23 protein-coding genes, 2 tRNA genes and 1 pseudogene are annotated in these 26,335 nt (G+C 72.5%); 25 read left to right on the forward strand and 1 reads right to left on the reverse strand.

Going from position 1 to position 26,335, the window contains the following annotated elements; all coding sequences use genetic code 11:
* Positions 1-264: 264 nt before the first annotated feature.
* The 15 genes and pseudogenes from ACFYMM_RS13555 to ACFYMM_RS13625 all read left to right on the forward strand — a co-directional run bounded on the left by ACFYMM_RS13555 (position 265) and on the right by ACFYMM_RS13625 (position 19,956).
* Positions 265-705: a hypothetical protein gene (locus ACFYMM_RS13555; RefSeq protein ID WP_388386029.1), complete on the forward strand. Its 441-nt coding sequence runs from the start codon at positions 265-267 to the stop codon at positions 703-705.
* A 164-nt stretch (positions 706-869) separates the two neighbouring features.
* Positions 870-3,428 carry an amino acid permease gene (locus ACFYMM_RS13560; RefSeq protein WP_388386030.1) on the forward strand — a complete coding sequence of 853 codons (2,559 nt, stop codon included), beginning with the start codon at positions 870-872 and terminating at the stop codon, positions 3,426-3,428.
* A 100-nt stretch (positions 3,429-3,528) separates the two neighbouring features.
* The gene (locus ACFYMM_RS13565) at positions 3,529-5,640 is read left to right on the forward strand and encodes a restriction endonuclease (RefSeq protein ID WP_388386031.1); all 2,112 of its coding nucleotides are present in this window, start codon (positions 3,529-3,531) and stop codon (positions 5,638-5,640) included.
* Positions 5,641-5,696: 56 nt separating this feature from the next.
* Complete coding sequence (locus tag ACFYMM_RS13570; protein ID WP_388386032.1) at positions 5,697-6,578, forward strand: hypothetical protein; 882 nt, start codon at positions 5,697-5,699, stop codon at positions 6,576-6,578.
* A gap of 46 nt (positions 6,579-6,624) precedes the next feature.
* Entirely contained in the window at positions 6,625-7,401 is a 777-nt protein-coding gene (locus tag ACFYMM_RS13575; RefSeq protein ID WP_388386033.1) for a TIGR03936 family radical SAM-associated protein, read from the forward strand.
* Positions 7,402-7,680: 279 nt separating this feature from the next.
* Positions 7,681-12,045: an Rne/Rng family ribonuclease gene (locus tag ACFYMM_RS13580; RefSeq protein WP_388386035.1), complete on the forward strand. Its 4,365-nt coding sequence runs from the start codon at positions 7,681-7,683 to the stop codon at positions 12,043-12,045.
* A 241-nt stretch (positions 12,046-12,286) separates the two neighbouring features.
* Positions 12,287-12,607, forward strand: coding sequence for a 50S ribosomal protein L21 (rplU, locus tag ACFYMM_RS13585; protein ID WP_003990208.1), 321 nt, complete (start codon positions 12,287-12,289; stop codon positions 12,605-12,607).
* A gap of 14 nt (positions 12,608-12,621) precedes the next feature.
* Complete coding sequence (gene rpmA, locus ACFYMM_RS13590; protein WP_061922958.1) at positions 12,622-12,876, forward strand: 50S ribosomal protein L27; 255 nt, start codon at positions 12,622-12,624, stop codon at positions 12,874-12,876.
* A 111-nt stretch (positions 12,877-12,987) separates the two neighbouring features.
* The gene (obgE, locus tag ACFYMM_RS13595) at positions 12,988-14,424 is read left to right on the forward strand and encodes a GTPase ObgE (protein ID WP_388386036.1); all 1,437 of its coding nucleotides are present in this window, start codon (positions 12,988-12,990) and stop codon (positions 14,422-14,424) included.
* A gap of 23 nt (positions 14,425-14,447) precedes the next feature.
* Positions 14,448-14,778 (forward strand): annotated as a pseudogene (locus tag ACFYMM_RS13600) (hypothetical protein); the annotation flags it as partial.
* A 277-nt stretch (positions 14,779-15,055) separates the two neighbouring features.
* Entirely contained in the window at positions 15,056-16,174 is a 1,119-nt protein-coding gene (gene proB, locus ACFYMM_RS13605) for a glutamate 5-kinase (protein WP_388386037.1), read from the forward strand.
* Positions 16,175-16,284: 110 nt separating this feature from the next.
* Positions 16,285-16,761: a hypothetical protein gene (locus ACFYMM_RS13610; RefSeq protein ID WP_388386039.1), complete on the forward strand. Its 477-nt coding sequence runs from the start codon at positions 16,285-16,287 to the stop codon at positions 16,759-16,761.
* Positions 16,762-16,822: 61 nt separating this feature from the next.
* Positions 16,823-18,109, forward strand: coding sequence for a glutamate-5-semialdehyde dehydrogenase (locus ACFYMM_RS13615; RefSeq protein ID WP_388386041.1), 1,287 nt, complete (start codon positions 16,823-16,825; stop codon positions 18,107-18,109).
* A 90-nt stretch (positions 18,110-18,199) separates the two neighbouring features.
* Positions 18,200-18,796 carry a hypothetical protein gene (locus ACFYMM_RS13620; protein WP_388386042.1) on the forward strand — a complete coding sequence of 199 codons (597 nt, stop codon included), beginning with the start codon at positions 18,200-18,202 and terminating at the stop codon, positions 18,794-18,796.
* An 89-nt stretch (positions 18,797-18,885) separates the two neighbouring features.
* The gene (locus ACFYMM_RS13625) at positions 18,886-19,956 is read left to right on the forward strand and encodes a hypothetical protein (RefSeq protein WP_388386043.1); all 1,071 of its coding nucleotides are present in this window, start codon (positions 18,886-18,888) and stop codon (positions 19,954-19,956) included.
* Between the two features lie 15 nt (positions 19,957-19,971).
* Here ACFYMM_RS13625 and ACFYMM_RS13630 read toward each other — a convergent pair whose 3' ends face one another.
* Positions 19,972-21,060 carry a M48 family metallopeptidase gene (locus ACFYMM_RS13630; protein WP_388386045.1) on the reverse strand — a complete coding sequence of 363 codons (1,089 nt, stop codon included), beginning with the start codon at positions 21,058-21,060 and terminating at the stop codon, positions 19,972-19,974.
* Positions 21,061-21,160: 100 nt separating this feature from the next.
* Here ACFYMM_RS13630 and ACFYMM_RS13635 point away from each other — a divergent pair, with 100 nt between their 5' ends.
* The 10 genes from ACFYMM_RS13635 (at position 21,161) to ACFYMM_RS13680 (ending at position 26,330) form a co-directional block, all read left to right on the forward strand.
* Positions 21,161-21,325 (forward strand): hypothetical protein, encoded by a 165-nt coding sequence (locus ACFYMM_RS13635; protein WP_388386046.1) that lies wholly within the window; start codon positions 21,161-21,163, stop codon positions 21,323-21,325.
* Between the two features lie 109 nt (positions 21,326-21,434).
* Positions 21,435-21,599: a hypothetical protein gene (locus ACFYMM_RS13640; protein WP_388386047.1), complete on the forward strand. Its 165-nt coding sequence runs from the start codon at positions 21,435-21,437 to the stop codon at positions 21,597-21,599.
* Positions 21,600-21,655: 56 nt separating this feature from the next.
* Positions 21,656-22,342: a nicotinate-nucleotide adenylyltransferase gene (gene nadD, locus ACFYMM_RS13645; protein WP_388386048.1), complete on the forward strand. Its 687-nt coding sequence runs from the start codon at positions 21,656-21,658 to the stop codon at positions 22,340-22,342.
* A gap of 16 nt (positions 22,343-22,358) precedes the next feature.
* On the forward strand, positions 22,359-24,083 hold the full coding sequence (locus tag ACFYMM_RS13650; protein ID WP_388386049.1) for a LytR C-terminal domain-containing protein: 1,725 nt from the start codon (positions 22,359-22,361) through the stop codon (positions 24,081-24,083).
* A gap of 103 nt (positions 24,084-24,186) precedes the next feature.
* Positions 24,187-24,633 (forward strand): ribosome silencing factor, encoded by a 447-nt coding sequence (rsfS, locus tag ACFYMM_RS13655; protein ID WP_388386050.1) that lies wholly within the window; start codon positions 24,187-24,189, stop codon positions 24,631-24,633.
* The gene (locus ACFYMM_RS13660) at positions 24,630-25,298 is read left to right on the forward strand and encodes a histidine phosphatase family protein (RefSeq protein ID WP_388386051.1); all 669 of its coding nucleotides are present in this window, start codon (positions 24,630-24,632) and stop codon (positions 25,296-25,298) included. The genes rsfS and ACFYMM_RS13660 overlap by 4 nt, the downstream gene beginning before the upstream one ends.
* A 98-nt stretch (positions 25,299-25,396) precedes the next feature.
* Positions 25,397-25,469 (forward strand) — tRNA-Ala (locus tag ACFYMM_RS13665).
* Positions 25,470-25,678: 209 nt separating this feature from the next.
* Complete coding sequence (locus ACFYMM_RS13670) at positions 25,679-25,852, forward strand: hypothetical protein (protein WP_388386052.1); 174 nt, start codon at positions 25,679-25,681, stop codon at positions 25,850-25,852.
* Positions 25,853-25,855: 3 nt separating this feature from the next.
* Positions 25,856-26,089, forward strand: a complete 234-nt coding sequence (locus ACFYMM_RS13675) for a hypothetical protein (protein WP_006136074.1) — start codon at positions 25,856-25,858, stop codon at positions 26,087-26,089.
* A 168-nt stretch (positions 26,090-26,257) separates the two neighbouring features.
* A tRNA-Ala gene (locus tag ACFYMM_RS13680) sits at positions 26,258-26,330 on the forward strand.
* Positions 26,331-26,335 lie beyond the last annotated feature (5 nt).

Here is a 26,335-nt window from a genome sequence, read left to right on the forward strand (position 1 = left end):
GGCGGGTGGTGAGTCCGGCCTTGATGATGGCGGGAGAACCGGACCATCATTTCCTTGGACGGCAGCATGCCCGTGAGACGACTCCCTGGCTCTGTACGGGGCCGGCATCGGATTCTGCTGGGAAGCGCCCTTGGCGGGCTTTTCGTTGCCGGGGCGCTCGCCGGGTGCGGCAACGGGACCGGGCAGGGCAACAGCGCCTCGCTCCAGCCCAGCGCCTCCCCTACGCCGAATGACTCGTCGTTTTCCGGGACACCGCCGTCCGCGATGGCCTCCTCGGCCTCCGCGGCCGTCAGCTCGGCCCGGGCCTCCGCGTCGGCGGCGGCCTCCTCCGCCTCTGCACGCGCCTCCGAGTTCGAGGCGTCGGTGGACGCGGCGACCCAGCGCAGGAGCGCGGCGGCCGAAAAGGAACTGAAAGACGTCAAGGGCCGGGGCAACGCACTTTCCGAGGTCGCCATGACGGGCATGCCGCGAGCGCAGACCGGCGGAGTACTCGCCGTGCTGGTCACCATCACCAACAAGACCCGCAGCGCGGCCTCCTACGCCGTGCAGATCGACTTCGAGAACGCGGCGGGCAAGGTGGTCGAGACGCGGTACGTCGGCGCGGAGCACCTCCAGCCCGGGAAGAAGGAACAGCCGATCGCCTTCAGTCGTCAGCCGCCGGAGCCGAAGCTGACGCCTGTTCTGGCCAAGGCGCAGCGTTACTGAGAATGCCGGGTGTCGAGCGGGCTCGGCCGGCCCCCGCTGTTGCGGAGGTGAGTGGCCGGGCGTTGGAATCAAGTGTGAGGCACTTTGGCGGGGCCGAGTCCGCCAGCCGTCCCGCTCCGGGGAGCGGGCCCGGCCGGAAGGGGCTCAGGAACGACGCCCTGGGCATGTTCTCCTCGGTGGTCATGGGCCTGGCCTCCACCGGACCGGCGTACAGCCTGGCCGCCACGCTGGGCATCATCGTGGCCGGAGTCGGACTGCGGGCCCCGATCGTCACGATGCTGGCGTTCGTCCCGATGCTGCTGGTCGCCTACGCCTTCCGGGAACTGAACGCGAGCAACGCCGACTGCGGGACCACGTTCACCTGGGCCACCCGCGCCTTCGGGCCGCGCACCGGCTGGATGGGCGGCTGGGGCCTCATCGTCGCCAACATCATCGTCATGGGGAACCTCGCCGAGATCGCCGCCGCCTACGGCTTCCGGCTGGTGGGCCTGGACGGACTGGCGGGGAACCGGCTGTGGACCACGGTGGCGGGCATCGCCTGGATCGCCCTGCTGACCGCGATCTGCTACGTCGGCATCGAGGTCTCGGCGGCCGTCCAGCGCTGGCTGCTGTGCCTGGAAGTGGCGATGCTGATCGTGTTCGCCGTCGCCGCGCTGGTCAGGGTCTACGTCGACCCGCCCCCGACGGCGATGCGGGTGTCGGCCTCCTGGTTCAACCCGTTCGAGGTGCCCTCGGCGAGGGACCTGACCTCGGGCATCCTCGCGGGGGTCTTCATCTACTGGGGCTGGGACACCGCGTTCTCGGTGAACGAGGAGACCGTCGACAGCACCCGCGTCCCCGGCCGGGCCGCGGTCATGTCCACCGTGCTGCTCCTGGTCATGTACGGGCTGGTGTCCACCTCGGCGCAGGCGTTCGCGGGAGTCGGCACCTCGGGCATCGGGCTCGGCAACGTCGGCAACTCGGACGACGTCCTCTCCGGACTGGGCACGGCCGTGTTCGGCGGCCAGGGCACGGGGCTGTTCCTGTCGAGGCTGCTCATCCTGATGGTGCTGACCTCCGCGCTGGCCTCCGCCCAGACCACCATCCTGCCCATGGCCAGGACCGTCTTCTCGATGGCGGTCCACAAGGCGGTCCCCTCCCGGTTCGCCCGGCTGCACCGCAGGTTCCTCACCCCGACCTGGGGGACCGTCGGCATGGGGGCGGCCTCGGTCCTCCTGTTCGTCCTGCTGGCGTCGGTCAGCCGGAACGTCCTGGCCGACTCGATCGACTCGGTGGGGCTGGCGATCGCGTTCCAGTACGGCCTGACCGGCTTCGCCTGCGTCTGGTACTACCGCAAGATCCTCGGTCACAACGTCAGAGACCTGGTCTTCAAGGGCGTACTGCCGGGACTGGGCGGGCTGATCATGCTCTTGCTGTTCCTGTACGCCACCTTCGTGGTCTACGCGGACCCCGAGTACGGGACGACCGCCGTCGACCTGCCGCTGATCGGCAGGACGGGCGGGGTCACCGTCCTGGGTCTGGGCGCGCTGCTGATCGGTCTGCTGCTGATGCCGCTGGTCACCCGGGGACACAGCGTCGCCCTCAGACTCCAGCGGAGCCTGCTGCCGTGCCGGCTGCCGCCGCACGCCGCCGTCGAGTCGGCGAGCCGCTACCTGCCGGCCGACAGCGGGTCCGGGGTGGGGGGCGACTGGTACGACGTCATCCCCCTGTCGGGCACCCGGGTGGGCCTGGTCGTCGGGGACGTGCTCGGTCACGGCCTGCGTGCGGCGGCCACCATGGGACGGCTGCGCACGGGGGTGCGCGTGCTGGCGCGGCTGGACCTGGGTCCGGACGAGCTGCTGTCCCGGCTGGCCGACCTCGCCGACCTGGCCGAGGAGGACGCGTACGACGGCGGGGCCGGCCGCGGCCCGGGTTGGGCGAGGCCGCAGTCCGGCCAGGCCCTGGGCGTGAGCTGTCTGTACGCGGTGTACGACCCCGTCTCGGGTAAGTGCAGTCTGGCGCGGGCCGGGGAGTCGGTGCTGGCGGTCGTCGGGCCGCGCACCGGTGCCGTCGAACACCCGGAGCTGCCGCCGGGGCCGCCGCTGGGTGTCGCGGGCCTGCCCTACCAGAGTATGGAACTGCAGTTCGAGCCGGGCAGTGTGCTCGCCCTCTTCACCTGCGGTCTCCTCCAGGCGTCCGACGGCCGTGACACCGGGCTCGCGCAGCTGTCCCGGCTCCTCGACGGCGCCCGGGCGTCGTCCTTGGAGGAGCTGTGCGACAGCGCGGTGGCCACCCTGCTGTCCGGGCCGGTGGACGTGGACGCGACGCTGCTCATGGTCCGCACCCGCCTGCTCGACCGGAACAGGTTCGCCGAGTGGGCGCTGCTCCCCGATCCGGCCGCGGTCGGCACCATCCGCACCGCCGTCAGCAAGCAGCTCGGCGACTGGGGGCTGGACGACCTGTCCTTCACCAGTGAACTCATCGTCAGCGAACTCGTCACCAACGCCATCCGTTACGTCGGCGGTCCGATCGAGGTACGTCTGATCCGCGACCGGACGCTGATCTGCGAGGTCTCCGACACCGGCCACACCACGCCCAATCTGCGGCACGCGGCGAACGACGACGAGGGCGGCCGGGGCCTGTTCATCATCGCCCAGATGACCCATCACTGGGGCACCCGCTACACCCCCACCGGCAAGACCATCTGGACCGAGCAGGATCTGCCGGGGCCGGACGGCCGGTAGCCGGTCCGCGGACGGATAAAGTCGGGGAGTCACGGCCGGTTGTGGGGACAATCGGGGTGTGGTCGGTGGTGGCCGACGTCCTGGGGAGGGCTAGCAGCGCATGAGTCGTCGCTCTGCCGGTGTGGTCGGGGTCTGGGCCGAGATACAGCGTCAGCAACAGCACCAGAGGGAGGCCGAGGCCAGGCAGCGCCGGGAACAGGAGCGGCAGGCGCGGGCCCATGAGCGGCAGGTCGCGCAGAGCCATCGGGAGTACCGGCAGGCTCAGGCCCGGCGGCGGACGGAGGAGATCGAGGCCCGGGTCGCGGCCCTGCGGGGGCTGTTGGTCGCCGGGTGCCGGGCTCCCGCGTTCCGGGCGGCGCCGTTGCTGCGGTCCGAGGAGGTGCCGCCGTTCGATCCGGGGGCGCTCGGCCGGCCGGTGGCGATGCCGGATCCGGACCGGTACCAGCCGCAGAGCGCGTGGACGGCCCAGGGGCGGGCGCAGGTCCAGGCCGAGGCACGGGCGCGCTTCGAGCGGGACTGGTACGCGGCGCAGGACGCCGAGGCGCGGCGGCAGCGGGAACTGGCCGCCTGCCGGCGGGAGCACGAGCGGCGGGTGGCGGCCGGGCGTGAGGAGGTGCGGCGGCACAACGCGGGGATCACGGCGGTGACCGAGGGGGTCCGGCGCGGTGACCCCGACTCCGTGGTGGCGTACTTCTCGGCGGCCCTCCACGCCTCGGCGGCCCTCCACGCCTCGACGGCCTGGCCGGAAGGTTTCCCCCGGCAGCTTTCGGCGGCGTACGACCCGGCGGCCCGGCAACTGGTACTGGACTGGGAGCTGCCCGGGTACGACGTCGTACCGGAGGCGAAGTCGGTGCGGTACGTGCCCACCCTGGACGAGGAGAAGGAGACGGCGCGTCCGGCGAGCCGGCGCCGCGCGCTGTACCGGGAGGTGCTGGCCCAGAGCCTGCTGCTGGTGCTCTGCCGGCTCTTCGGGGCGGATGAGGCGGGTGCGCTGGAGTCCGTGGTGCTGAACGGTTTCGTCGACGGCCACGATCCGGCCACCGGGCGGCGGGCCCGTCTGGTGCTGGGCACGGTCATGGTGCCCCGCGAGCTGTTCACGGAGCTGCGTCTGGAGCAGGTGGACGCCGTCAGCTGTCTGACGGACGCGCTCAGGGGGCAGTTGTCCGCGCGGCCCGACCAGCTCGGCGCCGTACGGCCGGGGCGGCGGCCCGAGGACGTCGTGCGGCGGGTGTCCGCGCGGGACGCCGACGGGGCGGAGCCGGACCGGGGCGAGGAGCCGGATCTGTACGAGATGGATCCGATCGAGTTCGAGGGACTCGTCGCCGACCTGTTCCGGGCCATGGGCATGCAGGCGGTGACGACCGCGCGGTCGAACGACGGCGGCGTGGACGTGGACGCGCTGGATCCGACGCCGATCCGGGGCGGCAAGATCGTGGTGCAGGTGAAGCGGTACCGCAACACTGTGCCGCCCACCGCCGTACGGGATCTGTACGGCACCGTCCAGGACGTGGGCGCCAACAAGGGGGTGCTGGTGACCACGTCGGGCTTCGGGCCCGGTTCGCGTACGTTCGCCGCCGGCAAGCCCCTGGAGCTGATCTCCGGCCCCGAACTCGTCGACCTGCTGCACCGGCACGGACTGCGGGGGCGGCTGGGGGAGGGCGGCCGGGCGGGGGCGCGGCGCTCTGCCCCGGCCGGCGGTGGCGGGGGCGACGGGGGCGACAGGGGCGATTACAACGTGCTCGGGATGTCCTGGTCCGGCGGTGTCGCGCTGGACGTGTGCGCGCTGGTCTGCCACGGCAGCCAGGTCCTGAGCGACGACCACTTCGTCTTCTTCAACAACGAGCGCACGCCGGACGGTTCGGTGCGCGCGATCCCGGCCACGGCACCGGACCGGGCGGCGATCCGCGTCGCCTTCGACGGACTGCCGCAGCGGGCCGACCGGCTCGTCCTGGTGGCCGCCGTGGACCCGGAGAGCGACCCGCACGCCGACCTGTCCGGCTTCACCGACGCCCGCGTCCGGCTGCTCGACCCGGCGCTGGCGGAGCTGAGCCGGCTCGACGTGTCCGACGGGCGTCCCGGGGAGACGGCCCTGGTCCTCGGGTCCTTCCGGCGCAGGGCGGGGGGCGACTGGGACTTCGTGCTGGGCGGTAAGGGATACCCCGGCGGGCTCGAGCAACTGCTCAGGGACCACGGCATCGACGTGGAGACGTGACGACTTCGCAACCCGGGGGGTGAATCCGGGAGGGCGGCCGGTGCGTCTACCCCGTCATGGATCTCCAGAAGCCGCCGCGGCCTCCGGCGCAGCAGCCCCCGGCACCGCAGCACCCCGAGGGGTGTCTCGTCGTAGCGATACGGCTCCCCGTGCGGATCCTCGTGCTCGTGCTGGTCGTACCGGTGCGCCTGGTCTGGGACGCCCTCGTGGCGGTCGGGAAGTTTCTCGGGCGCTACCTGCTCGCCCCCGTCGGCAGGGCCCTCGCCCTGCTCCTGCACGCCTTGCTCGTGGTGCCACTGGTGTGGCTGTACCGGTACCTGCTCACCCCCCTTGGCCATGCCCTGTGCCGGCTGTACGCGCGCGTGCTCACCCCGGTCGGGCACGCCATCCGCCGGCTCCTCACCCCGGTCGGCCTGGCCCTCGCCCGGCTCCTGTCCGGGATCGGCACGGCCCTGTACTGGATCGCGCGCGTCCTCCTCGTCCTGCCCGCCCGCACGCTGTGGCGTTACCTGCTGGCCCCCGTCGGCCGGTTCCTCGCCCTCGTCGCACGGGAGGTGGGGGAGGCGCTCGGGCACGGCTGGCGGATCGCCGGACATGTCTCACGCGCCGTGGGACGGGTTCTCGGCAGCCTCTTGCGGTGGATCTTCCTGGAGCCGCTGCGCTGGGTGTACCGGACGCTCCTCACTCCCGTCGGACATGTCGTCCGGGACCTCGTGCTGCGGCCCGTCGCCGAGGCCGCGCGCCTGGTCGGCCGGGTCACCGGGCAGGTGCTGGACTCCGCCCGCGCCACCCTGCGGCAGACCCGCGCCGACGTCCGCCGGGCGCTGTTCGGCGAGCCCCGGCAGCCCCGGCAGGTGGAACGGCCGGGCCGACGGGAACCCGGAGCCCGCGACACACGTACTCTTGATGACAGGACGACCGCTCTCACGAAGGACTAGGACACTGGGCAAGCGACAGCCCGAAGGCCCGCCGCCCGCACCCGCGGTGCAGCGCATCCGACTGCGCTACACCAAGCGCGGCCGCCTCCGGTTCACCAGCCACCGTGACTTCCAGCGCGCCTTCGAGCGTGCGCTGCGCCGCGCCGAGGTGCCCATGGCGTACTCGGCGGGGTTCACGCCGCATCCGAAGGTGTCGTACGCCAATGCCGCACCCACCGGCACCGGCAGTGAGGCGGAGTACCTGGAGATCGCCCTCACCGCGCCCCGCGACCCGGAGACGCTGCGCGTCCTCCTCGACGAGTCGCTGCCCACCGGGCTCGACATCGTCGACGCGGTCGAGGCGCGGACCCCGGGCCTCGCCGACCGGCTGACGGCTTCCGTCTGGGAGCTGCGGCTGGACGGGGTCGACCCGGCCGACGCGGCCCGTGCGGTGGACGCCTTCAACCGGGCCGACGCCGTCGAGGTGCAGCGCACGACCAAGAACGGCGTCCGTACTTTCGACGCCCGCTCGGCCGTCGCCGCGCTGGAGAGCCGCTCAAGTGGTGAAACGCACAGTTCGCATGCTGATAGGCCGACCGACCACGCCTGTGCGATACTGCGGCTGGTTGTTCGGCACGTGACGCCTGCCGTACGACCCGACGACGTCCTGTCCGGTCTCCGCGCCGTGGCCGACCTGGCGCCGCCGGTCCCCGCAGCGGTGACCAGGCTGGCGCAGGGGCTGTTCGATGAAGAGACCGGCACGGTGACCGACCCGCTCGCGCCCGACCGCGAGGCAGCTGAGGCCCTGACAACGGCCGCTGCCACCGCGACGGCGCCGGCGTAAGGAAGGTTCCGCGTAGGGACGGACGTCGTAGCGCCGCCCTCGTACTCGGGAGCCACCTGGGTCGGGCAGCGCATTCGACCAGAAGACTTTCGCCAGGCCGTGCACAACAAGGCGTACGGAACCGGCGAGACAGGACACGGAGAGCTCCCGTGCGGCGCCCGCGCCCCGGACGGCGGCCATCGCGCATCGCGCGGGCCGCGGACGTCAACGGCGATCGGTCAGCACGACCGACGCCGGACCAGGCGCGGCGCCCGGGAGCCTGACGGGAGAAACGCCCGCATGCTCGAACCGACCGAACCCACCGAGGGTTCCGAATTCAACACTCCGAGCGACACCCTGCCCCCGCGCAGGCGTCGCCGTGCCGCGTCCCGCCCGGCGGGTCCGCCCGCCGCGCCCGAGGGCGTCACCGAAACCGAGGCCGAGGTGACCGTGCCGGCCATACCGGCCGTCGCGGAGCCCGACGCGCTCGCCGAGGCCGACGAGGAGGCCGTCGCGGCCGCCGAGACGGCGGAGGCCGAGGAGCCGAAGGGGGCCGGGCAGGCCCCTGCGGTCGCCGAGGCGCCGCCCGCCGCCCGTCCGCGCCGCCGGGCCACTCGACGCGCGTCCGCGCCCGCCGGTGCCCCCGCTGCGGCGGAGACGGCCGAAGCGGAGGAGGCGGCGGAGACCGTCGTCGCGACCGCCGCCCCCGCCGCGCTCACCGATGCCGAGGAGCCGGCTGCCGACGAGGAGGCCGCCCCGGCCCGCCCGCGGCGCCGTGCCACCCGGCGTGCCTCCGCCCCCACCGCGTCCCCCGCGCAGGCGGAGGCCGCGGAGACCGTCGTGCCTGCCGCTGCCCCCGGTACGGCGGTTGCCGCCGAGGCGGAGGCGACGGCGGAGGCCCCTGTGGCTGCCGAGGCCGCGCCCGCGGCTCGTCCGCGCCGCCGGGCCACTCGCCGCGCGACCGCCCCCACCGGCTCGCCGGCCGCCGAGGGAGCGGACACCGCCGCGGAGACCGTGGTGCCCGCCGTCGAGGCGGCGAAGGCGGAGGAGGCCGAAGAGGCCCCCGCGGCCCCCGCGGCCACCGAGGCCGCGCCCGCGGCTCGTCCGCGCCGCCGGGCCTCCCGGCGCGCGACCGCGCCCACCGGCGCGCCCGCCGTCGAAGCCGCCACCGGGGCCGTCGAGACCCCCGAGGTCGTCGCGCCCACACAGGCCGCCGAATCCGCCGAGCCGGTCGAGGACACCGCCCCCCGTCGTACGCGCCGCCGTGCCACGCGCCGGGTGACCGCCGCCGAGGAGACCGCCGAGTCCACCGAGACCAAGGTGACCGCCGAGGCCCCTGAGGCCCCTGAGGCCCCTGAGGCCGCCGAGGTCACCGAGCCCCCCCAGGTCACCGAGGCCGCCGAGCCCGCCGTCGAGACCGGTCCGCGTCGTCGGCGCCGGGTCGTGCGGCAGGCCGCCTCCGGGTTCGCCGAGCCCGCACGCCCGGCCGCCGGAAACGCCGAGACGGACGAGGCCGGGGCACCGCGCCGCCCGGCCCGCCCCGCCGTCGCCGTGTTCCAGGCGCCCGTTTTCGCCGAGCCGCAGTTCCAGACCCCCCAGCGGGCCGCCGCCGAGGCCGCCGCCGAGGCCGCCGTCACCGATGCCCCCGAGGAGGAGCCCGAGGAGACGCGGGAGTTCCCGGAGGAGCGCGCCGACAGCGGTGCGCGGCGCCGCCGTCGCCGTCGGGGCGCCCCCGAGGAGGTCCAGGCGGCCGAGGAGCCCGAGCAGGCCGTCGAGGACCGCACCCGTACCGAGGCCGAGGCCGACGACGAGACCGACGTCGAGGCCGAGGCCGACGACATCGACGACACCGAGGAGTCGGAGGACACCGGCTCCCGTCGCCGTCGCCGTCGCGGTGGCCGCCGTCGCCGCCGGGGTGACCTCGGCGACGGCGACGGTCCGGACGCCGAGGCCGACGAACTGGCCGCCGAGCAGGCGGACCAGGACGCCGAGGACACCGCCGAGCAGGAGGACGAGGACGCCGAGGACGCCCGCGGCGAGGAATCCGGCTCCAGTTCCAGCAGCCGTCGCCGTCGTCGGCGCCGTCGTCGTGCCGGTGACTCCTCGGCCGACAACGAGCCCGCCGACAACGACCCGGAGCGTACGGTCGTCAAGGTCCGCGAGCCCCGCAAGGCCGCCGAGCCCTCCGACGAGGTGCAGTCCATCAAGGGCTCGACCCGTCTGGAGGCCAAGAAGCAGCGCCGCCGCGAGGGGCGCGAGCAGGGCCGCCGCCGGGTGCCGATCATCACCGAGGCCGAGTTCCTGGCCCGCCGCGAGGCCGTCGAGCGCGTGATGGTCGTCCGGCAGAGCGGTGAGCGCACGCAGATCGGCGTCCTGGAGGACGGCGTGCTCGTCGAGCACTACGTCAACAAGGAGCAGGCGACCTCGTACGTCGGCAACGTGTACCTGGGCAAGGTCCAGAACGTGCTTCCCTCGATGGAGGCCGCCTTCATCGACATCGGCAAGGGCCGCAACGCCGTCCTGTACGCCGGCGAGGTCAACTTCGAGGCGCTGGGCATGGCCAACGGGCCGCGCCGCATCGAGTCCGCCCTGAAGTCCGGCCAGCCGGTGCTCGTCCAGGTGACCAAGGACCCGATCGGTCACAAGGGCGCCCGTCTGACCAGCCAGGTCTCCCTCCCGGGCCGTTACCTCGTGTACGTCCCCGAGGGCTCGATGACCGGGATCAGCCGCAAGCTGCCCGACACCGAGCGGTCCCGGCTGAAGAGCATCCTCAAGAAGATCGTCCCCGACGACGCGGGCGTCATCGTGCGCACCGCCGCCGAGGGCGCGAGCGAGGACGAGCTGCGCCGGGACGTCGAGCGGCTGCAGGCGCAGTGGGAGGACATCCAGAAGAAGTCCAGGAACGGCGGCAGCTCCAACGCGCCGTCGCTGCTGTACGGCGAGCCGGACATGACCGTCCGGGTCGTGCGCGACATCTTCAACGAGGACTTCTCCAAGGTCATCGTGAGCGGCGAGGAGGCGTGGGAGACCATCCACGGCTACGTCTCGCACGTCGCCCCGGACCTCGCCGGCCGGCTGTCCAAGTGGACCTCCGAGGTCGACGTCTTCGCCACGTACCGGATCGACGAGCAGCTCGCCAAGGCGCTGGACCGCAAGGTCTGGCTGCCCAGCGGCGGTTCGCTGGTGATCGACCGGACCGAGGCGATGGTCGTCATCGACGTCAACACCGGCAAGTTCACCGGCCAGGGCGGCAACCTGGAGGAGACGGTCACCAGGAACAACCTGGAGGCGGCCGAGGAGATCGTGCGCCAGCTGCGGCTGCGCGACCTCGGCGGCATCATCGTCATCGACTTCATCGACATGGTGCTGGAGTCGAACCGTGATCTGGTGCTGCGGCGCCTGCTGGAGTGCCTGGGCCGGGACCGTACGAAGCACCAGGTCGCGGAGGTGACCTCGCTGGGGCTCGTGCAGATGACCCGCAAGCGGGTCGGCCAGGGCCTGCTGGAGTCCTTCTCGGAGACGTGCGTCCACTGCAACGGCCGCGGTGTCATCGTGCACATGGAGCAGCCGGCCTCCACCGGAGGCGGCGGCAAGCGCAAGAAGCGCGGCCGCGGCGGTGACGGCCAGGTGCCCGAGCACGAGCACGAGACGGCCGCCGTGGCCCTGGAGACCGGCGAGGCCGTCGAGCCCGAGGTGGACCACGCGGCGGAGGCCGCCGTGGAGGTCGTGGCCGAACTGGCCGAGCCCGTCGCGCTCCCCTCGCCCGACTTCACGCCGGACGAGGAGCTGTACAGCTCCGTCGCCGAGGCGGAGGCCGCGGCGACCCGGGGCCGTACCCGACGCCGGGCCGGCCGCAGGGCCTCGGCTCCGGCGGGCGCACCGAAGGCCGAGCCCCGGCAGCGGGAGTCCCGCAGGGCGGAGGCCGCCAGGGCCGAGGCCGAGGCCGGGGTCGTGGAGGCCGTCGAGGTGCCCACCGCGCAGGCCGTGCCGGCCGAGGCGGAGGCCGTACGACCGGTGCGGCCGGAGACGGCCGCGGAGGCGCAGGCCGAGCCGGTCGCCGTGGAGGACCCGGTCGTCGCCGCCGAGCGGACCGAGACCGCCGAAGCCGTCGAGGAGGCCGCGCCCAAGGGCCGTACGCGTCGCCGTGCGACCCGGAAGGTGTCGGCGCCCGCCGGTTCCCCCGCCGGTGCCGAGGCCGCCGTGGTGACGGTCGCCGAGGCCGCGCCGGTGGAGCAGCCGGTACAGCCGGCCGCGCTGCCCGAGACCGCGCCCGAGGCCCAGGCCCCGGCGGTGGAGGCCGAGAGCGCCGCCCCGGCCCGTCCGCGCCGCCGCGCCGTGCGCAAGGCCACCGCGCCGACCGCGTCCGAGGAGACGGCCGTCGTGGTCGTCCCGTCGGCCGCGCCGGAGGAGGCCGCAGCCGAGGGTCCCGTCGAGGCCGTTGCCGAGGCTCCCGCGGAGGAGGCCGCGCCCGCCAAGAAGACGGCGGCGCGCAAGACGGCCAAGAAGGCGACGGCGAAGAAGGCCGCCACCAAGAAGACCGCGGCCAAGAAGACGGCCGCCAAGAAGACGACGGCCAAGAAGGCGGCCACCAAGACCGCCAAGACGGCCGCCGCGAAGTCGGCGGCGAAGAAGACCACGGTCTCCGCCGCCACCGACGAGGGCTGAGGAGCCCGCGGTGGGTGTGCGGCCGGTCCCTGTGACCGGCCGCACACCCGCCGGACCCGGCCCGGTTTGACCCCCTCGGCCACGGCCCCGTAACCTTGACCGTCGGCGTGTCCACTGAACACGCCACATCCCCGTAAACCTCTTCCTCCCGGGCACACGGCTGGCCGGGAGAGGTCGTTCCTGCTGTTCTTGGGCGGCTGGCCTGCGGGGGTGCCGTTTCTTCGAGCGAAAGAGAGATCGCGTGTACGCCATCGTGCGCAGCGGTGGTCGCCAGCACAAGGTTGCTGTCGGCGACATCGTTGAGGTTGACAAGATTTCCACTGCCAAGGTTGGCGACACGGTCGAGCTCTCGACCCTGCTCGTTGTCGACGGCGACGCTGTGACCAGCGACCCGTGGGTGCTGGCCGGCATCAAGGTCCAGGCCGAGGTCGTGGACCACCACAAGGGCCAGAAGATCGACATTCTGCGCTACAAGAACAAGACCGGCTACCGTCGTCGGCAGGGCCACCGCCAGCAGTACACGGCGATCAAGGTCACTGAGATCCCCACGGCTGCGAAGTAAGGGACTGAGGAGAAATGGCACACAAGAAGGGCGCGTCGTCCACTCGGAACGGTCGCGACTCCAATGCCCAGCGGCTCGGCGTGAAGCGCTTCGGCGGTCAGGTCGTCAACGCGGGTGAGATCCTGGTCCGCCAGCGCGGCACCCACTTCCACCCGGGCGCCGGCGTCGGCCGGGGCGGCGACGACACGCTGTTCGCGCTGCAGGCCGGTGCGGTGGAGTTCGGCAGCCACCGTGGCCGCAAGGTCGTGAACATCGTTCCGGTCGCCTGATCGGACTTTTCGCGAGGCGGACCTCACTTCCCGGTCGGGAAGCGGGTCCGCCTTTCGCGTGTTGCAGCAGTAGAGATCCGTACGACATCCCAGTGCTGGAGGCACCCCACCATGACCACCTTCGTGGACCGCGTCGAGTTGCACGTCGCCGCGGGTAACGGAGGCCACGGCTGTGCCTCCGTCCACCGTGAGAAGTTCAAGCCGCTCGGCGGCCCGGACGGCGGCAACGGCGGCCGGGGCGGGGACGTGATCCTCACCGTCGACCAGTCCGTGACCACGCTCCTCGACTACCACCACTCGCCGCACCGCAAGGCCACCAACGGCAAGCCCGGCGAGGGCGGCAACCGCGCCGGCAAGGACGGCCAGGACCTGGTCCTGCCCGTGCCGGACGGCACCGTCGTCCTCGACAGGGCGGGCAACGTCCTCGCCGACCTGGTAGGACACGGCACCTCCTACGTCGCCGCGCAGGGCGGCCGGGGCGGTCTCGGCAACGCGGCGCTGGCCTCGGCCCGCCGCAAGGCGCCCGGCTTCGCGCTGCTCGGCGTGCCGGGGGACCTGCAGGACATCGTCCTGGAGCTGAAGACGGTCGCCGACGTGGCACTGGTGGGCTACCCGAGCGCGGGCAAGTCCTCGCTGATCTCCGTGCTCAGCGCGGCCAAGCCGAAGATCGCCGACTATCCGTTCACGACGCTCGTCCCGAACCTGGGCGTGGTGACCGCGGGCGCCACCGTCTACACCATCGCCGATGTGCCGGGTCTGATCCCGGGCGCCAGCCAGGGCCGCGGCCTGGGCCTGGAGTTCCTGCGGCACGTGGAGCGGTGCAGCGTGCTGGTGCACGTGCTGGACACGGCGACCCTGGAGTCCGAGCGCGACCCGCTCTCCGACCTCGACGTCATCGAGGAGGAGCTGAAGCAGTACGGCGGCCTCGACAACCGTCCCCGGATCGTCGTCCTGAACAAGATCGACGTACCGGACGGCAAGGACCTCGCCGAGATGGTGCGGCCCGACCTGGAGGCGCGCGGCTACCGGGTGTTCGAGGTGTCGGCGGTGGCGCACACCGGGCTGAAGGAGCTGTCGTACGGGCTCGGTGAGCTGGTCGCCAAGGCGCGGGCGGCGAAGCCGAAGGAGGAGGCGACGCGGATCGTCATCCGGCCCAAGGCCGTGGACGACGCGGGCTTCACGGTGACCCGCGAGGAGGACGGGCTGTTCCGGGTGCGTGGCGAGAAGCCGGAGCGCTGGGTGCGGCAGACCGACTTCAACAACGACGAGGCCGTCGGCTACCTCGCCGACCGCCTCAACCGCCTCGGCGTCGAGGAGCAGTTGATGAAGGCGGGCGCCCGCTCCGGCGACGGCGTCGCCATCGGCCCCGAGGACAACGCGGTCGTCTTCGACTGGGAGCCGACCGTCATGGCGGGCGCCGAGATGCTGGGCCGGCGCGGCGAGGACCACCGGTTCGAGGAGCAGCGGCCAGCCGTGCAGCGGCGCCGGGACCGGCAGGCGGAGCGGGACGACACCCTGCGGGAGTTCGACGACTTCGAGCCGTTCTAGAACCTGTCGCCGCTTTGTGCGACTCCGACGCGATGGTCTCCGACATCTCCTCGGTGGTCTCCGACTTCATCGTCAACGGCAAGCCGTACGCGGTGACGGACTCGGCCGAGCTGGGCGTGGAGGAGTTCAAGCGGCAGAACACGGCCGTGCGCGCCGCGGTGATCCTGTCCGACAGCGCCGTGGAGCTGGGCGGCCTGCTGGACGCCGTACGCGAGCCGTCGGCGATCCGCCGGCCGCGGACGGCGGGGAGCAGCGGTCGCCGACCTCGCCCTCAGGGCCGAGGCGCGCAACGTCGGCCAGGAGTCCCGCGTGGGCAGCGCCGACGCGGACCCCGCCGAGGCGGCCGAGCCGACCCGGGCCGGACGCGTCGAGACGGCCCAGCCGGCCGACGCCGTGCCGGGCCGGGCCGGCGGGCGGCCTCGGCCGGTGAGATGGACGGCGTCAACGCGGGCTGACCGCCCGAGCCGAGCGCGGTCCCGGTCGAGGTTCCTTACCATCCGCTCTTGACGCGGGCGCCTGTCCGGGGGCTGGACCGGTGCGCCGGGCCGGTCCCCGTTCGCGTAGATTGCCGGGCAGGCAGCCGGATCCGCGCGAGGGGACAGAACGCAAGGTGGCAAGGGCAAGGCAGGCCGTGAGCGAGGCCCGCAGGATCGTCGTCAAAGTGGGCTCCTCGTCGCTGACCACCGCCTCGGGCGGTCTCGACGCCGACCGTGTCGACGCGCTCGTCGATGTCCTCGCCAAGACCCGCAGCGGGGGTGAACGGGAGGTGGTCCTGGTCTCGTCCGGTGCCATCGCCGCCGGCCTCGCCCCCCTCGGCCTGCGCCGCCGCCCCGAGGACCTGGCCCGCCAGCAGGCCGCGGCCAGCGTCGGCCAGGGCCTGCTGGTCGCCCGCTACACCGCCTCCTTCGCCCGCTACGGCGTCCGGGTGGGCCAGATCCTGCTCACCTCCGACGACATGAGCCGCCGCGCCCACCACCGCAACGCCTCCCGCACCCTCGACAAGCTGCTCGCCATGGGCGCCCTGCCGGTCGTCAACGAGAACGACACCGTCGCCACCGACGAGATCCGCTTCGGCGACAACGACCGCCTCGCCGCCCTCGTCGCTCACCTCGTCCACGCCGACCTGCTGGTCCTGCTCTCCGACGTGGACGGCGTCTACGACGGCGACCCCACGAGGCCCGGCACCTCACGGATAGCCGAGGTGCGGGGACCCGAGGACCTCGCGCACGTCGAGATCGGCAGCGCGGGCAAGGCGGGCGTGGGCACCGGCGGCATGGTCACCAAGGTCGAGGCCGCCCGGATCGCCGCCGCCGCCGGCATCCCGGTGGTGCTCACCAGCGCCGTCCATGCGGCGGAGGCACTGTCCGGCGGCGACACCGGCACCTACTTCCACCCCACCGGCAAGCGCTCCGCCGACCGGCTGCTGTGGCTCCAGCACGCCTCCACCCCGCAGGGGGCCCTCACCCTCGACGACGGCGCCGTACGCGCGGTCGTCGAGCGGCGCAAGTCCCTGCTGCCCGCCGGGATCGCCGCCGTCGAGGGCGAGTTCAGCGCCGGCGACCCGGTCGAGCTGCGCGACGCCACCGGCCGCGCGGTCGCCCGCGGACTCGTCAACTTCGACGCCCGGGAGATCCCTCAGCTGATCGGACGTTCGACCCGGGAGCTGGCCCGCGAACTCGGCGCCGAGTACGAACGCGAGGTCGTACACAGGGACGACGTCGTCGTCCTGCACTCGTCAAACGGGGCGTAACGACGGCCCCCGCTGGGGGACGTTCCGTAAAACCGCCCCACGAACCCGTGCGGCCTGCTCAACTTTGTCTCTAGGGCAACATTCCCGAGCGCTGCGTGAAGGAGGCCGTCGTGAGACGAGTGCGCCCTGGGGCGGCGGCGTCCCGCGGTGCTCTGACGAGCGTCGCGGCCGGGGACGCCTACGAGGAGGGCTCGTCGCGGGCGCCCAAGGAGGCGCAGATGCCCAAGGCACAGAGGCCCGAGGACCTGCCCCGGCTGTGGCACGTCACGCTCAGCGTCTCCGGGGAGAAGGTCCCCCTGGCGGACCTGCGGCGCGCCCTGGAACAGCTCGCCCACGACCACCCCTTCCTGCTGACCAGCCGCTACGCCCACGACCACGCGGAGATCCGCTACTGGGAGGAGGCCCGCGACCTGCACGACGCGGCCGCCGTCGCGCTGCGCCTGTGGGGCGAGCACCGCCAGACCTCCGGACTGCCGCCCTGGGAGATCGTCGGACTGGAGGTCATCGACCGCGAGACCTACCACCAGCGCATCGCCGCCGGCTACGGCCCCGCACCCGCGACCCCCGTAGGGGTTCACCCCTTTTGACCCCGTCTCGGGGGGTGGAACGAGCTGTGGACGCCCCCGCCGCGCGCACTACGCTTCCCTCATGACCACGCTCTCGCCGTACGACGCCATGTCCCCGGTCACCCAGGCCGCCTACCGTGCCAAGGCCGCCGCCGCCGACCTCGCGCCGCTGCCGCGCGCGGTGAAGGACGACGCGCTGCTCGCCATCGCGGACGCCCTGGAGGTCCGCACCGGCGAGATCGTCGAGGCCAACGCCAAGGACGTGGCCACGGCCCGGGAGAACGGCACCAGCGAGGCCATCGTCGACCGGCTCACCCTCACCCCCGAGCGGGTCCGCGCCATCGCCGCCGACGTCCGGGACGTCGCCAAGCTGCCCGACCCGGTCGGCGAGGTGGTCCGCGGCTCCACCCTGCCCAACGGCATCGACCTGCGCCAGGTCCGGGTCCCGCTCGGCGTCGTCGGCATCATCTACGAGGCCCGCCCGAACGTCACCGTGGACGCCGCCGCCCTCTGCCTGAAGTCCGGCAACGCGGTCCTGCTGCGCGGCTCGGGCTCCGCCTACGAGTCGAACACCGCCCTCGTGCGGGTGATCCGGGACGCCGTCGGCGGCGCCGGCCTGCCCGCCGACGTCGTACAGCTGGTGCCGGGGGAGAGCCGGGAGAGCGTGCGCGAGCTGATGCGCGCCCGCGGCCTGGTCGACGTACTGATCCCGCGCGGCGGCGCCTCCCTGATCCAGACGGTCGTCTCCGAGTCCACGGTCCCGGTCATCGAGACCGGCACCGGGAACTGCCACGTCTACGTCGACGCGGCGGCCGACATCGACATGGCCGTCGAGATCCTGATCAACTCCAAGGCCCAGCGGGTCAGCGTCTGCAACGCCGCCGAGACCCTCCTGGTCCACCAGGACATCGCCCCCGAGTTCCTGCCGCGCGCCCTGGACGCGCTCGCCGAGGCCGGGGTGACCGTGCACGCCGACGAGCGGGTCATGGCGTACGCCAAGGACTCCCGGGCCACCGTCGTGGAGGCGACGCCCGACGACTGGGACACCGAGTACCTGTCGTACGACATCGCCGCCGCCGTCGTCGACTCGCTCGACAAGGCCGTGGCCCACATCCGGCTGTGGACCTCCGGGCACACCGAGGCCATCGTCACCACCTCCCAGCAGGCCGCCCGCCGCTTCACCCAGCTGGTCGACTCCACCACCGTCGCCGTGAACGCCTCCACCCGCTTCACCGACGGCGGCCAGTTCGGCTTCGGCGCCGAGATCGGCATCTCCACCCAGAAGCTGCACGCCCGCGGCCCCATGGGCCTCCCGGAGCTGACCAGCACGAAGTACATCGTGACCGGCGACGGCCACGTACGGCGCTGACGACGACGCCGACGACCAGGCCGACGACGGCCGGAACCCGCCGCCGTCCCGTCTCAGCAGGCGGATGAATTTCCATACCGTCTGCCCAAATTGACCCCCCAGGTCTACTCTGGACATGTGCCGGAGGACGTGGGGGGCACGCCGTTCCCGGACGGCTGGGAGCCCGACGACGACCACGACCGCGGAGTGTCGGACGAAGAGTTCGCCTCCGTGGTCTTCGACGAGGCCTTCGTACGGGCGGCCGTGGTGCACGAGCCGACCGCCGTCGAACGCCTCCTGGCCGCCGCCCAGGCGAGAGCCGAGGCCTCCGAGGCCGAGGCCCGCCGCGCCCGCATCCGAGGCGAGCGGTACCGGCCCGACGGGACGGATCTCGGCCAAGATCGGGACCTCGACGACCCGGACGACCCCGACGACCCGGATGTCCTCTCCCACCGGTACGGAACCTCCGGACCCTTCGGCAAGCAGGTCCGCTGGCACCGCCCCGTCGCCTGGGTACTCGCCCTCGTGATGGGCGTCGGCATGGTCGCGCTGGCCTTCGCCGCGGTCTACCGGGGCGCCTCCTCGAGCAGCCGCGACCACCTGCCGACGTCCGCCCCGACCGGCCTCGAACAGGGCAGCGCGGCGGTCCCCTCCGCCTCCGCCGACTCCTCCCAGCCGGCCGTCGCGGCCATCCCGCGCACCCCCTGAGACACCCCGCGCGTTTCTGGTGAGAACCTGTCAGAAGTTGTGGTGTAGCAGGGCGTTTACCTGAGGCTCGCGAGACCTACTCTGAAAGTATGGGCGGGCCTGGAGACCCACCTGAGGGGACTCCCGAGGGCGGTCCCGCGGGTGGAGAGGACGAGTACCGATCCGTCGTGTTCGACGAGTCGTTCGTCCGCGCTGCCCGCCTCCAGGAGTACTCCGCCCAGGAGCGCATGGCCGACCACGCGCCCGCCGTACGCCGCCGCCCGCCCCTGCACCGGGGACTGACCCGGCAGGCCCTGATCCTCGTCCTGCTGATCGCCCTCGCCTTCGGCACCGCGATCTACATGGGCATACGCCACCCCTACGGCTCCCCGCAGGCCCGCCGGCCGATCGAGCCCCTGCGGATGACCGTCATCCCGCTCGTCCCACAGGGCAAGGTGCCGGGATCGGCCGACGCCGAGCAGCTGTACGCGCACAGCCCCGCCGCGCAGTACGAGATCGGCGCCGAGGGGATACCGCTGCCGGTCTCCCGCAGCACCGCGCACTTCTCCGACAGCCAGGTCGTCGCCGCCCTGACCACCGCGAGGGACTACATCGTCCGCTCCTCGCTCGACCCCGGCGTGCTGCGCGGCGGCCAGGTCCGGCCCGCCCGGGCCCTTCTCGACCCCGACCAACTCGACCAGTTCGACCAGAGCTTCGACCACCCGGCGGCCGACGGCCGGCACGCCCCCACCGGATGGCTCATCCGCCTCGACGCCTCCCGCGCGGAGCTGGCCGACCGGAAGATCCGCGTCCAGGGCAGCCTGCAGGCCGCCGAGACCGACGCGGCCACCCTGGAGGTCACCGCCGACCACACCTTCGTGTACGCCCTGCGCGCCACCGGAGCGCCGGCCGGAGCCCCCGTCTCGCTCTTCACCGTCCGCCGGGAGCTGACCTTCCGCTTCGACCGCGACGACCTGCGCACCCACCAGGCCCAGCTGGTCGTCTCCTACGTCCAGGCCGGCCCGATGTCCTGCGCCGAGGACTCCGCCGACTCCCTGCGCCCCCTGCTGGCCGGCCAGATCGCCAAGGCGGGCGGCCCGGCCGGCACCAACCCGTACGCGACGGGCGGCGCCACCGCCCTGTGCGGCACGCTGGCCGACGGGGCGGAGCCCCGGGTCTGAGCCGGGAGCCGGCCGTCAGTCCGCGTCCCGCGGCCCCGCGTCCTTCGGCGGAGGCGGGCTCGTGAAGCCGTCGAAGCCGCGCCGCACCCGGCCGCCCAGCCCCCCGGCGCCGCCGGCCAGGTCCGTGACCAGCTTCATCAGCGGATCCTTGGAACTCTTCACATCGTCCGCGTAGCTCGCCGCCGACTCCCGGAACGAGTCGCCGACCGAGGTGTCCTTGTCCTCGCTGCGCCGCGGGTAGTGACCGTCCATGATCCGCTGGTGGTCCCGGGACTCCGCCCACTTCTTCAGCTCGGCGGCCCGCACCGTGGTGAAGGGGTGGGAGCGCGGCAGCACGTTGAGGATCTTCAGCACGGAGTCGCGCAGGTCGCCCCCGGACTCGTACTCCTCCGCCTGCCGCAGGAACGCGTCCACGTTCATCTCGTGCAGGTGGTTGCCGCCCGCGATCTTCATGAGGCCGCGCATCGAGGCCCGCAGATCCTGCCCCACCAGCAGCCCGGCCCGGTCGGCGGACAGCTCCGACTTGCGGAACCACTCCCGCAGCGCGGTCACCACCGCCATGATCGCCAGATTGCCCAGCGGAATCCACGCGACCTTCAGCGCGAGGCTGGTCAGGAACAGCAGGATCGTGCGGTACACCGAGTGCCCGGACAGCGCGTGCCCCACCTCGTGCCCGACGACCGCCCGCATCTCCTCCTCGTCGAGCAGCTCGACCAGGCCCGTGGTGACGACGATGATCGGCTCGTCCAGGCCGATGCACATCGCGTTCGGCTGCGGGTCCTGCGTGACGTACATCGGCGGGACCTTCTCCAGGTCCAGGATGTAACAGGCGTCCCGCAGCATGTCGTTGAGGTGCGCGAACTGCTCGTCCGAGACACGCACCGAGTCGGACAGGAACAGCAGCCGCAGACTGCGCTCGGGAAGCAGCCCGCTGAGCGCCTTGAAGACCGTGTCGAAGCCGCTCAGCCTGCGCAGCGCCACCAGGGCCGACCGGTCCGCCGGGTGCTCGTAGGCCCGCGAGGAGATCCCCGGGAACCGCCTGCGCTGCCGGCCCGGCACGTGCTCGTGCCCCGACCCGTTGCGCTCATGGCCGTCGTCGGACATGTCATCCCCCATGCGTGTGAGTGCCCACCGTGCCCCCGAGGCAGGGCCCAGCCTAGGCGGAGATACCGTGGACGGGCAGTACAGCGAAGGAGTCCACGCCATGGAGCACCATTCCTCAGCCGCCTGGCTGACCGAGGCCGCCGCGAGCGCCGTCCAACAGCACGGGTCGGGGAATCTGCTCCGGATCGTGATCGTCGTGATGTTCCTGGGCTGCGGGCTGACCGCCTGGTTCCTGCTGCGCGGGTACAAGCGGAAGGACGACTGAGGGGCCGCGAAGGTTCCCCGACGGCGGAGTCGGAGTGATCGGCCCCGGACCGCCCGCTTACCATGAGCCGACATCTTTATCCCGCCCACACCGGATAGGTCCCGCCGTGATGAGCTTCCACAGCACCGCTGCCCAGTTGGTCACCCTCGCAGCCGAGGGCGAGGAGCACGGAGGCAACCACAACAGCCTCAACCCCCTCCTCACCGGCGGCGGAGCCTTCATCGTCCTGCTGCTCCTGCTGTGGATCACCACCCGCTTCAACCGCGACCGCTGAACCGGACGCCCGTCCCCGGGCGGGGCCCGCAGGCCGGGCCGGTAGGGTCTGCACGCATGGGAGAGCAGGACATGCCTACCGGTCCGGCGAACGAACGGGCCGGCCACACGGCGAACCACCCGCGGTTCCGGCCGGGCAACGGCCCCGCGCACACCGGCAAGCGCCGCCTCGGCGTCATGGGCGGGACGTTCGACCCGATCCACCACGGGCACCTCGTGGCGGCCAGCGAGGTCGCCGCGCAGTTCCACCTGGACCAAGTGGTCTTCGTACCCACCGGCCAGCCCTGGCAGAAGTCCCACCGCGCGGTCTCCCCGGCCGAGGACCGCTACCTGATGACGGTCATCGCCACCGCCGAGAACCCCCAGTTCTCCGTCAGCCGCATCGACATCGACCGCGGCGGCCCCACCTACACCGTGGACACCCTGAGGGACCTGCGCGCCCTCAACCCGGACACGGACCTCTTCTTCATCACCGGCGCCGACGCCCTCGCCCAGCTGCTGACCTGGCGCGACACCGAGGAACTGTTCTCCCTGGCGCACTTCATCGGCGTCACCCGGCCCGGCCACCACCTGAGCGACGCGGGCCTGCCGGAAGGCGGTGTCTCGCTCGTCGAGGTGCCCGCGCTCGCCATCTCCTCCACGGACTGCCGTGCGAGAGTCGCCAAGGGCGACCCCATCTGGTACATGGTGCCGGACGGAGTCGTGCGTTACATCGACAAGCGCGAGCTGTACCGCGGCGAGTGAGCCGAGAGGGGCACCGGTGAACGACCGATACGACGCGGGGGCCGCGGGCCACGGCGCCGACCAGTACGAACTGGTCGGCTACGACGAGTACGGGCAGCCCGTGTACCGGCAGATCCCGGCGCAGCAGGCACCGCGCCGGAGCTACGACGCGTACCAGCAGCAGGGCTACGGCTACGACCCGTACGCGACCGGCCCGCAGCAGCCCGTGCCGTCCCACGACGGGTACCAGCCCTACGACACCGGCCCGCAGCCGGCGACGCCCGCCTACGACGCCTACGACCAGTACGGCACGGCCGCGCCCGCCGACTCGTACGACCCCTACGGGCAGGCGGCCCCGGCCGGCCGGCAGCCCCGGGTCGCCGAGCAGACCGCCTACATCCCGCAGCAGGCGGGCCCGGCCCAGCAGACCGGGGCGGAGAGCAGGGCGGACAGCGGGGCGGAGAGCGGGCCCGAGGACGGCGAACGGGACTACCACACCGGGCAGTTCGCCTTCGTCGAGGAACCCACCGACGACTCAGAAGACGTCATCGACTGGCTGAAGTTCACCGAGAACCGCACCGAACGCCGCGAGGAGGCCCGCCGCCGCGCCCGCAGCCGGATCGTCGCCCTCGCCGTCGTCCTCGCGCTGGTCGCCGTCGGCGGGGTCGGCTACCTCTGGTACGCCGGAAAGCTCCCCGGACTGTCCTCCTCCGGCGCCAAGTCGGGCACCACGACGGCCGCCGCCGCCCAGAACCGGGACGTGATCGTCGTCCATCTGCACAACACGGCCAAGGGCGGCACCTCCACCGCGCTGCTCGTCGACAACACCACCACCAAGCAGGGCAGCACCGTCCTGCTGCCCAACTCCCTGGCCCTGACCGACGACTCCGGCAGCACCACGACCCTCGCCAAGTCGGTCGACGACGACGGCTCCTCCGGCACCCGCGACCAGCTGGACACCGTCCTCGGCACGAACATCGAGGGCACCTGGCGCCTCGACACCCCCTACCTGCAGAACCTCGTCGAGCTGGTCGGCAACATCGACATCGACACCAACACCGACGTGCCCGACCCGGACGAGAAGAAGGGCAGCCCGGCCCTCGTCCACCAGGGCAAGGACCAGACCCTCAGCGGCAAGGCGGCCGTCGCCTACGCCACCTACCGCGCCCCCGGCGAGTCCCCGGACGCCCAGCTGGAGCGGTTCGGCCAGGTGATGCAGGGCGTGCTGCGCAAGCTGTCCTCCGACGCGCAGGGCGCGACCGTCACCGTGCAGACGCTGGGGCAGATCATCGAACCGCCGCTGACCGACAGCAACCTCGGCGCCTTCCTCGCCAAGCTCGCCGACCTCGCCAAGGGCGGCGACTACAAGACGGCGCTGCTGCCCGTCCAGGGCGACGGCACCCTGAGCGCGCGGACCAGCGCGGGCGTGATCAAGGACATCCTCGGCGGCACCGCCAAGAGCCCCGCCGCCGGCTCCGCCGTCCGGGTCTCCGTGCAGAACGCCACCGGTGTGAAGGACAACACGGAGAAGGCCCGCGTGGTGCTCCTCAACGGCGGCTTCACGTTCCTGGAGGGCGGCGCCGCCTCCGGGGCCCAGGCGGCCTCCAAGGTGGTCTACTCCGACGCGGCCGACAAGGAGAACGCCACCGAGGTCGCCAAGACCCTGGGGCTGCCCGCCACCGCCGTGACCAAGGGCACGGTCTCCTCGGGCGCCGACGTCTCGGTGGTCCTGGGCCAGAACTACAAACCCGCCGCCTCCTGAGCACGTGCCGGGGCACCCCGCGTGATCCGTTTTATCGCGTGGGGTGCGCTCGGCGGTCCGTGAGACCCTTGAGGTCCAGTGACCGCCGACGGAAAGCCACGTAGTGACCGCCACCGACCGTTCCATCGAGCTCATCAACACCGCCGCCCAGGCGGCCGCCGACAAGCTCGCCCACGACGTCATCGCCTACGACGTCAGCGACGTCCTGTCGATCACGGACGCCTTCCTGCTGGCCTCCGCCCCCAACGACCGCCAGGTCAAGTCGATCGTCGACGAGATCGAGGAGCGCCTGGCCAAGGAGCTGGGCGCCAAGCCGGTACGCCGTGAGGGCGACCGCGAGGCCCGCTGGATCCTGCTCGACTACGTCGACATCGTCGTGCACGTCCAGCACAGCGAGGAGCGGGTCTTCTACGCCCTGGAGAGGCTGTGGAAGGACTGCCCCGAGATCGAGCTGCCGGCCGACGCGAAGGCCACCCGGGGCAAGGCCGAGGAGCACGCCAAGGTGCGGGCCGCGGAGGAGGCCGCCGAACTGGACGAGGACTGGCGATGAGCGCCACCGGCGAGGTGACCGAGCACACCGGCCGGGGCCGCCGCGTCATCCTGTGGCGGCACGGCCAGACCGCCTGGAACGTGGAGCGCCGCTTCCAGGGCACGACGGACGTCGCCCTCACCGAGACCGGCGTCGGCCAGGCCCGGCGCGCGGCCCGGCTGCTGGCCTCCCTGGCGCCCGACGCGATCGTCTCCTCCGACCTGCGGCGGGCCGCGCTGACGGCCGCCGAGCTGGCCGCCCTCACCGGCCTGGACGTCACCCTCGACGAGGGCCTGCGCGAGACCTACGCGGGCGTCTGGCAGGGGCTGACGCACGAGGAGATCATCGCCCGGCACGGCGACGAGTACCGGGCGTGGAAGCGCGGCGAGGCCGTCCGCCGCGGCGGCGGCGAACTGGAGACCGAGGTCGCCGACCGCGCCGCTCCCGTGGTGCTGCGGCACGTCGAGAAGCTGCCCGAGGACGGCACCCTCGTGGTGGTCAGCCACGGCGGCACCATCCGCACCACCATCGGACGCCTGCTCGGTCTGGAGGCGCGGCACTGGGAGGGCCTCGGCGGCCTCTCCAACTGCTGCTGGTCGGTCCTCGGTGAAGGCGTCCGCGGCTGGCGCCTGCTGGAGCACAACGCCGGCACCCTCCCGGAACCGGTCCTCGGCGACGACGACTGACCCGGATTTCACTTTCCGGCAGGTCGCAGGCTAAAGTTCTTCTTGTTCGCCCCGCCGAGCGGGGCGAAACACCATGCGGCCCAGCCGCGTGGCGGCAAGGGGCTATAGCTCAGTTGGTAGAGCGCCTGCATGGCATGCAGGAGGTCAGGAGTTCAATTCTCCTTAGCTCCACGTATGGATCCCGTCCCCCTCAGGGGGCGGGATCTTCTGCGTTCGGTCTCCGGACGCGCCTGCCTTGAGTCACTTGGGGCCTCGCAGGCGTATACCTCTGCGGAGGCGCTGTGTCCGGACTGGTACTGAGGCGTCGCTGACCGTATTGGTCCGGCCGTGGCAGAATCAAACGGCCGGAAGGGGGCGCGGCCCGACGGGAGGGAGTAGCGATGCCTGCGAGCATCCTTGGGGAGGGCGGCCACCTCCTCGGTGCGGCGTTGATACGGGACACGATCACCCGCCTCCGGTGCCCTTCCTGCGGTTCCGCGCATGTCGCCCAGGTCCTCGGCGACAACGGCGGGATCTCCTACGTGTGCACGGCCTGCGGCCACAGCTGGAGCTGATCGATGGGTGCACACAGGCGAAAGTGCGACTGGTGCGGCAGTGGTACGCCGATCGTCCGTGACATGGAGCCGATCAACCCCGACTACCAGTACTGGTGCGAGGAATGCGCACGGGCGCTGATCATAAAGGGCGACCCGATCGAGACCTACCGCGAGCTGGAGGGCGAGCCGATCTACGGCCGTCTCCTCGAGGAGCACTGCACGCTCAAGAGGTTCTACTCGTTCGTGACGGCCTGAGGCCGGCGCGGCGCCCCCCCGACGCCGACATGGCGTCCGTGTCCGCCCGGAGTCCGCCCGGAACGGAAACCGATTTGGTGGTGCACCCCTGTGACCGTGTAATGTTGGCGTCGCCGCCGGGGAAACCGGGCGACACAGACACCATGCGGCTCCGCCGCGTGGCGGCAAGGGGCTATAGCTCAGTTGGTAGAGCGCCTGCATGGCATGCAGGAGGTCAGGAGTTCAATTCTCCTTAGCTCCACACGA

It is taken from the genome of Streptomyces sp. NPDC006739 (genome assembly GCF_042869815.1).
Lineage (GTDB): Bacteria > Actinomycetota > Actinomycetes > Streptomycetales > Streptomycetaceae > Streptomyces.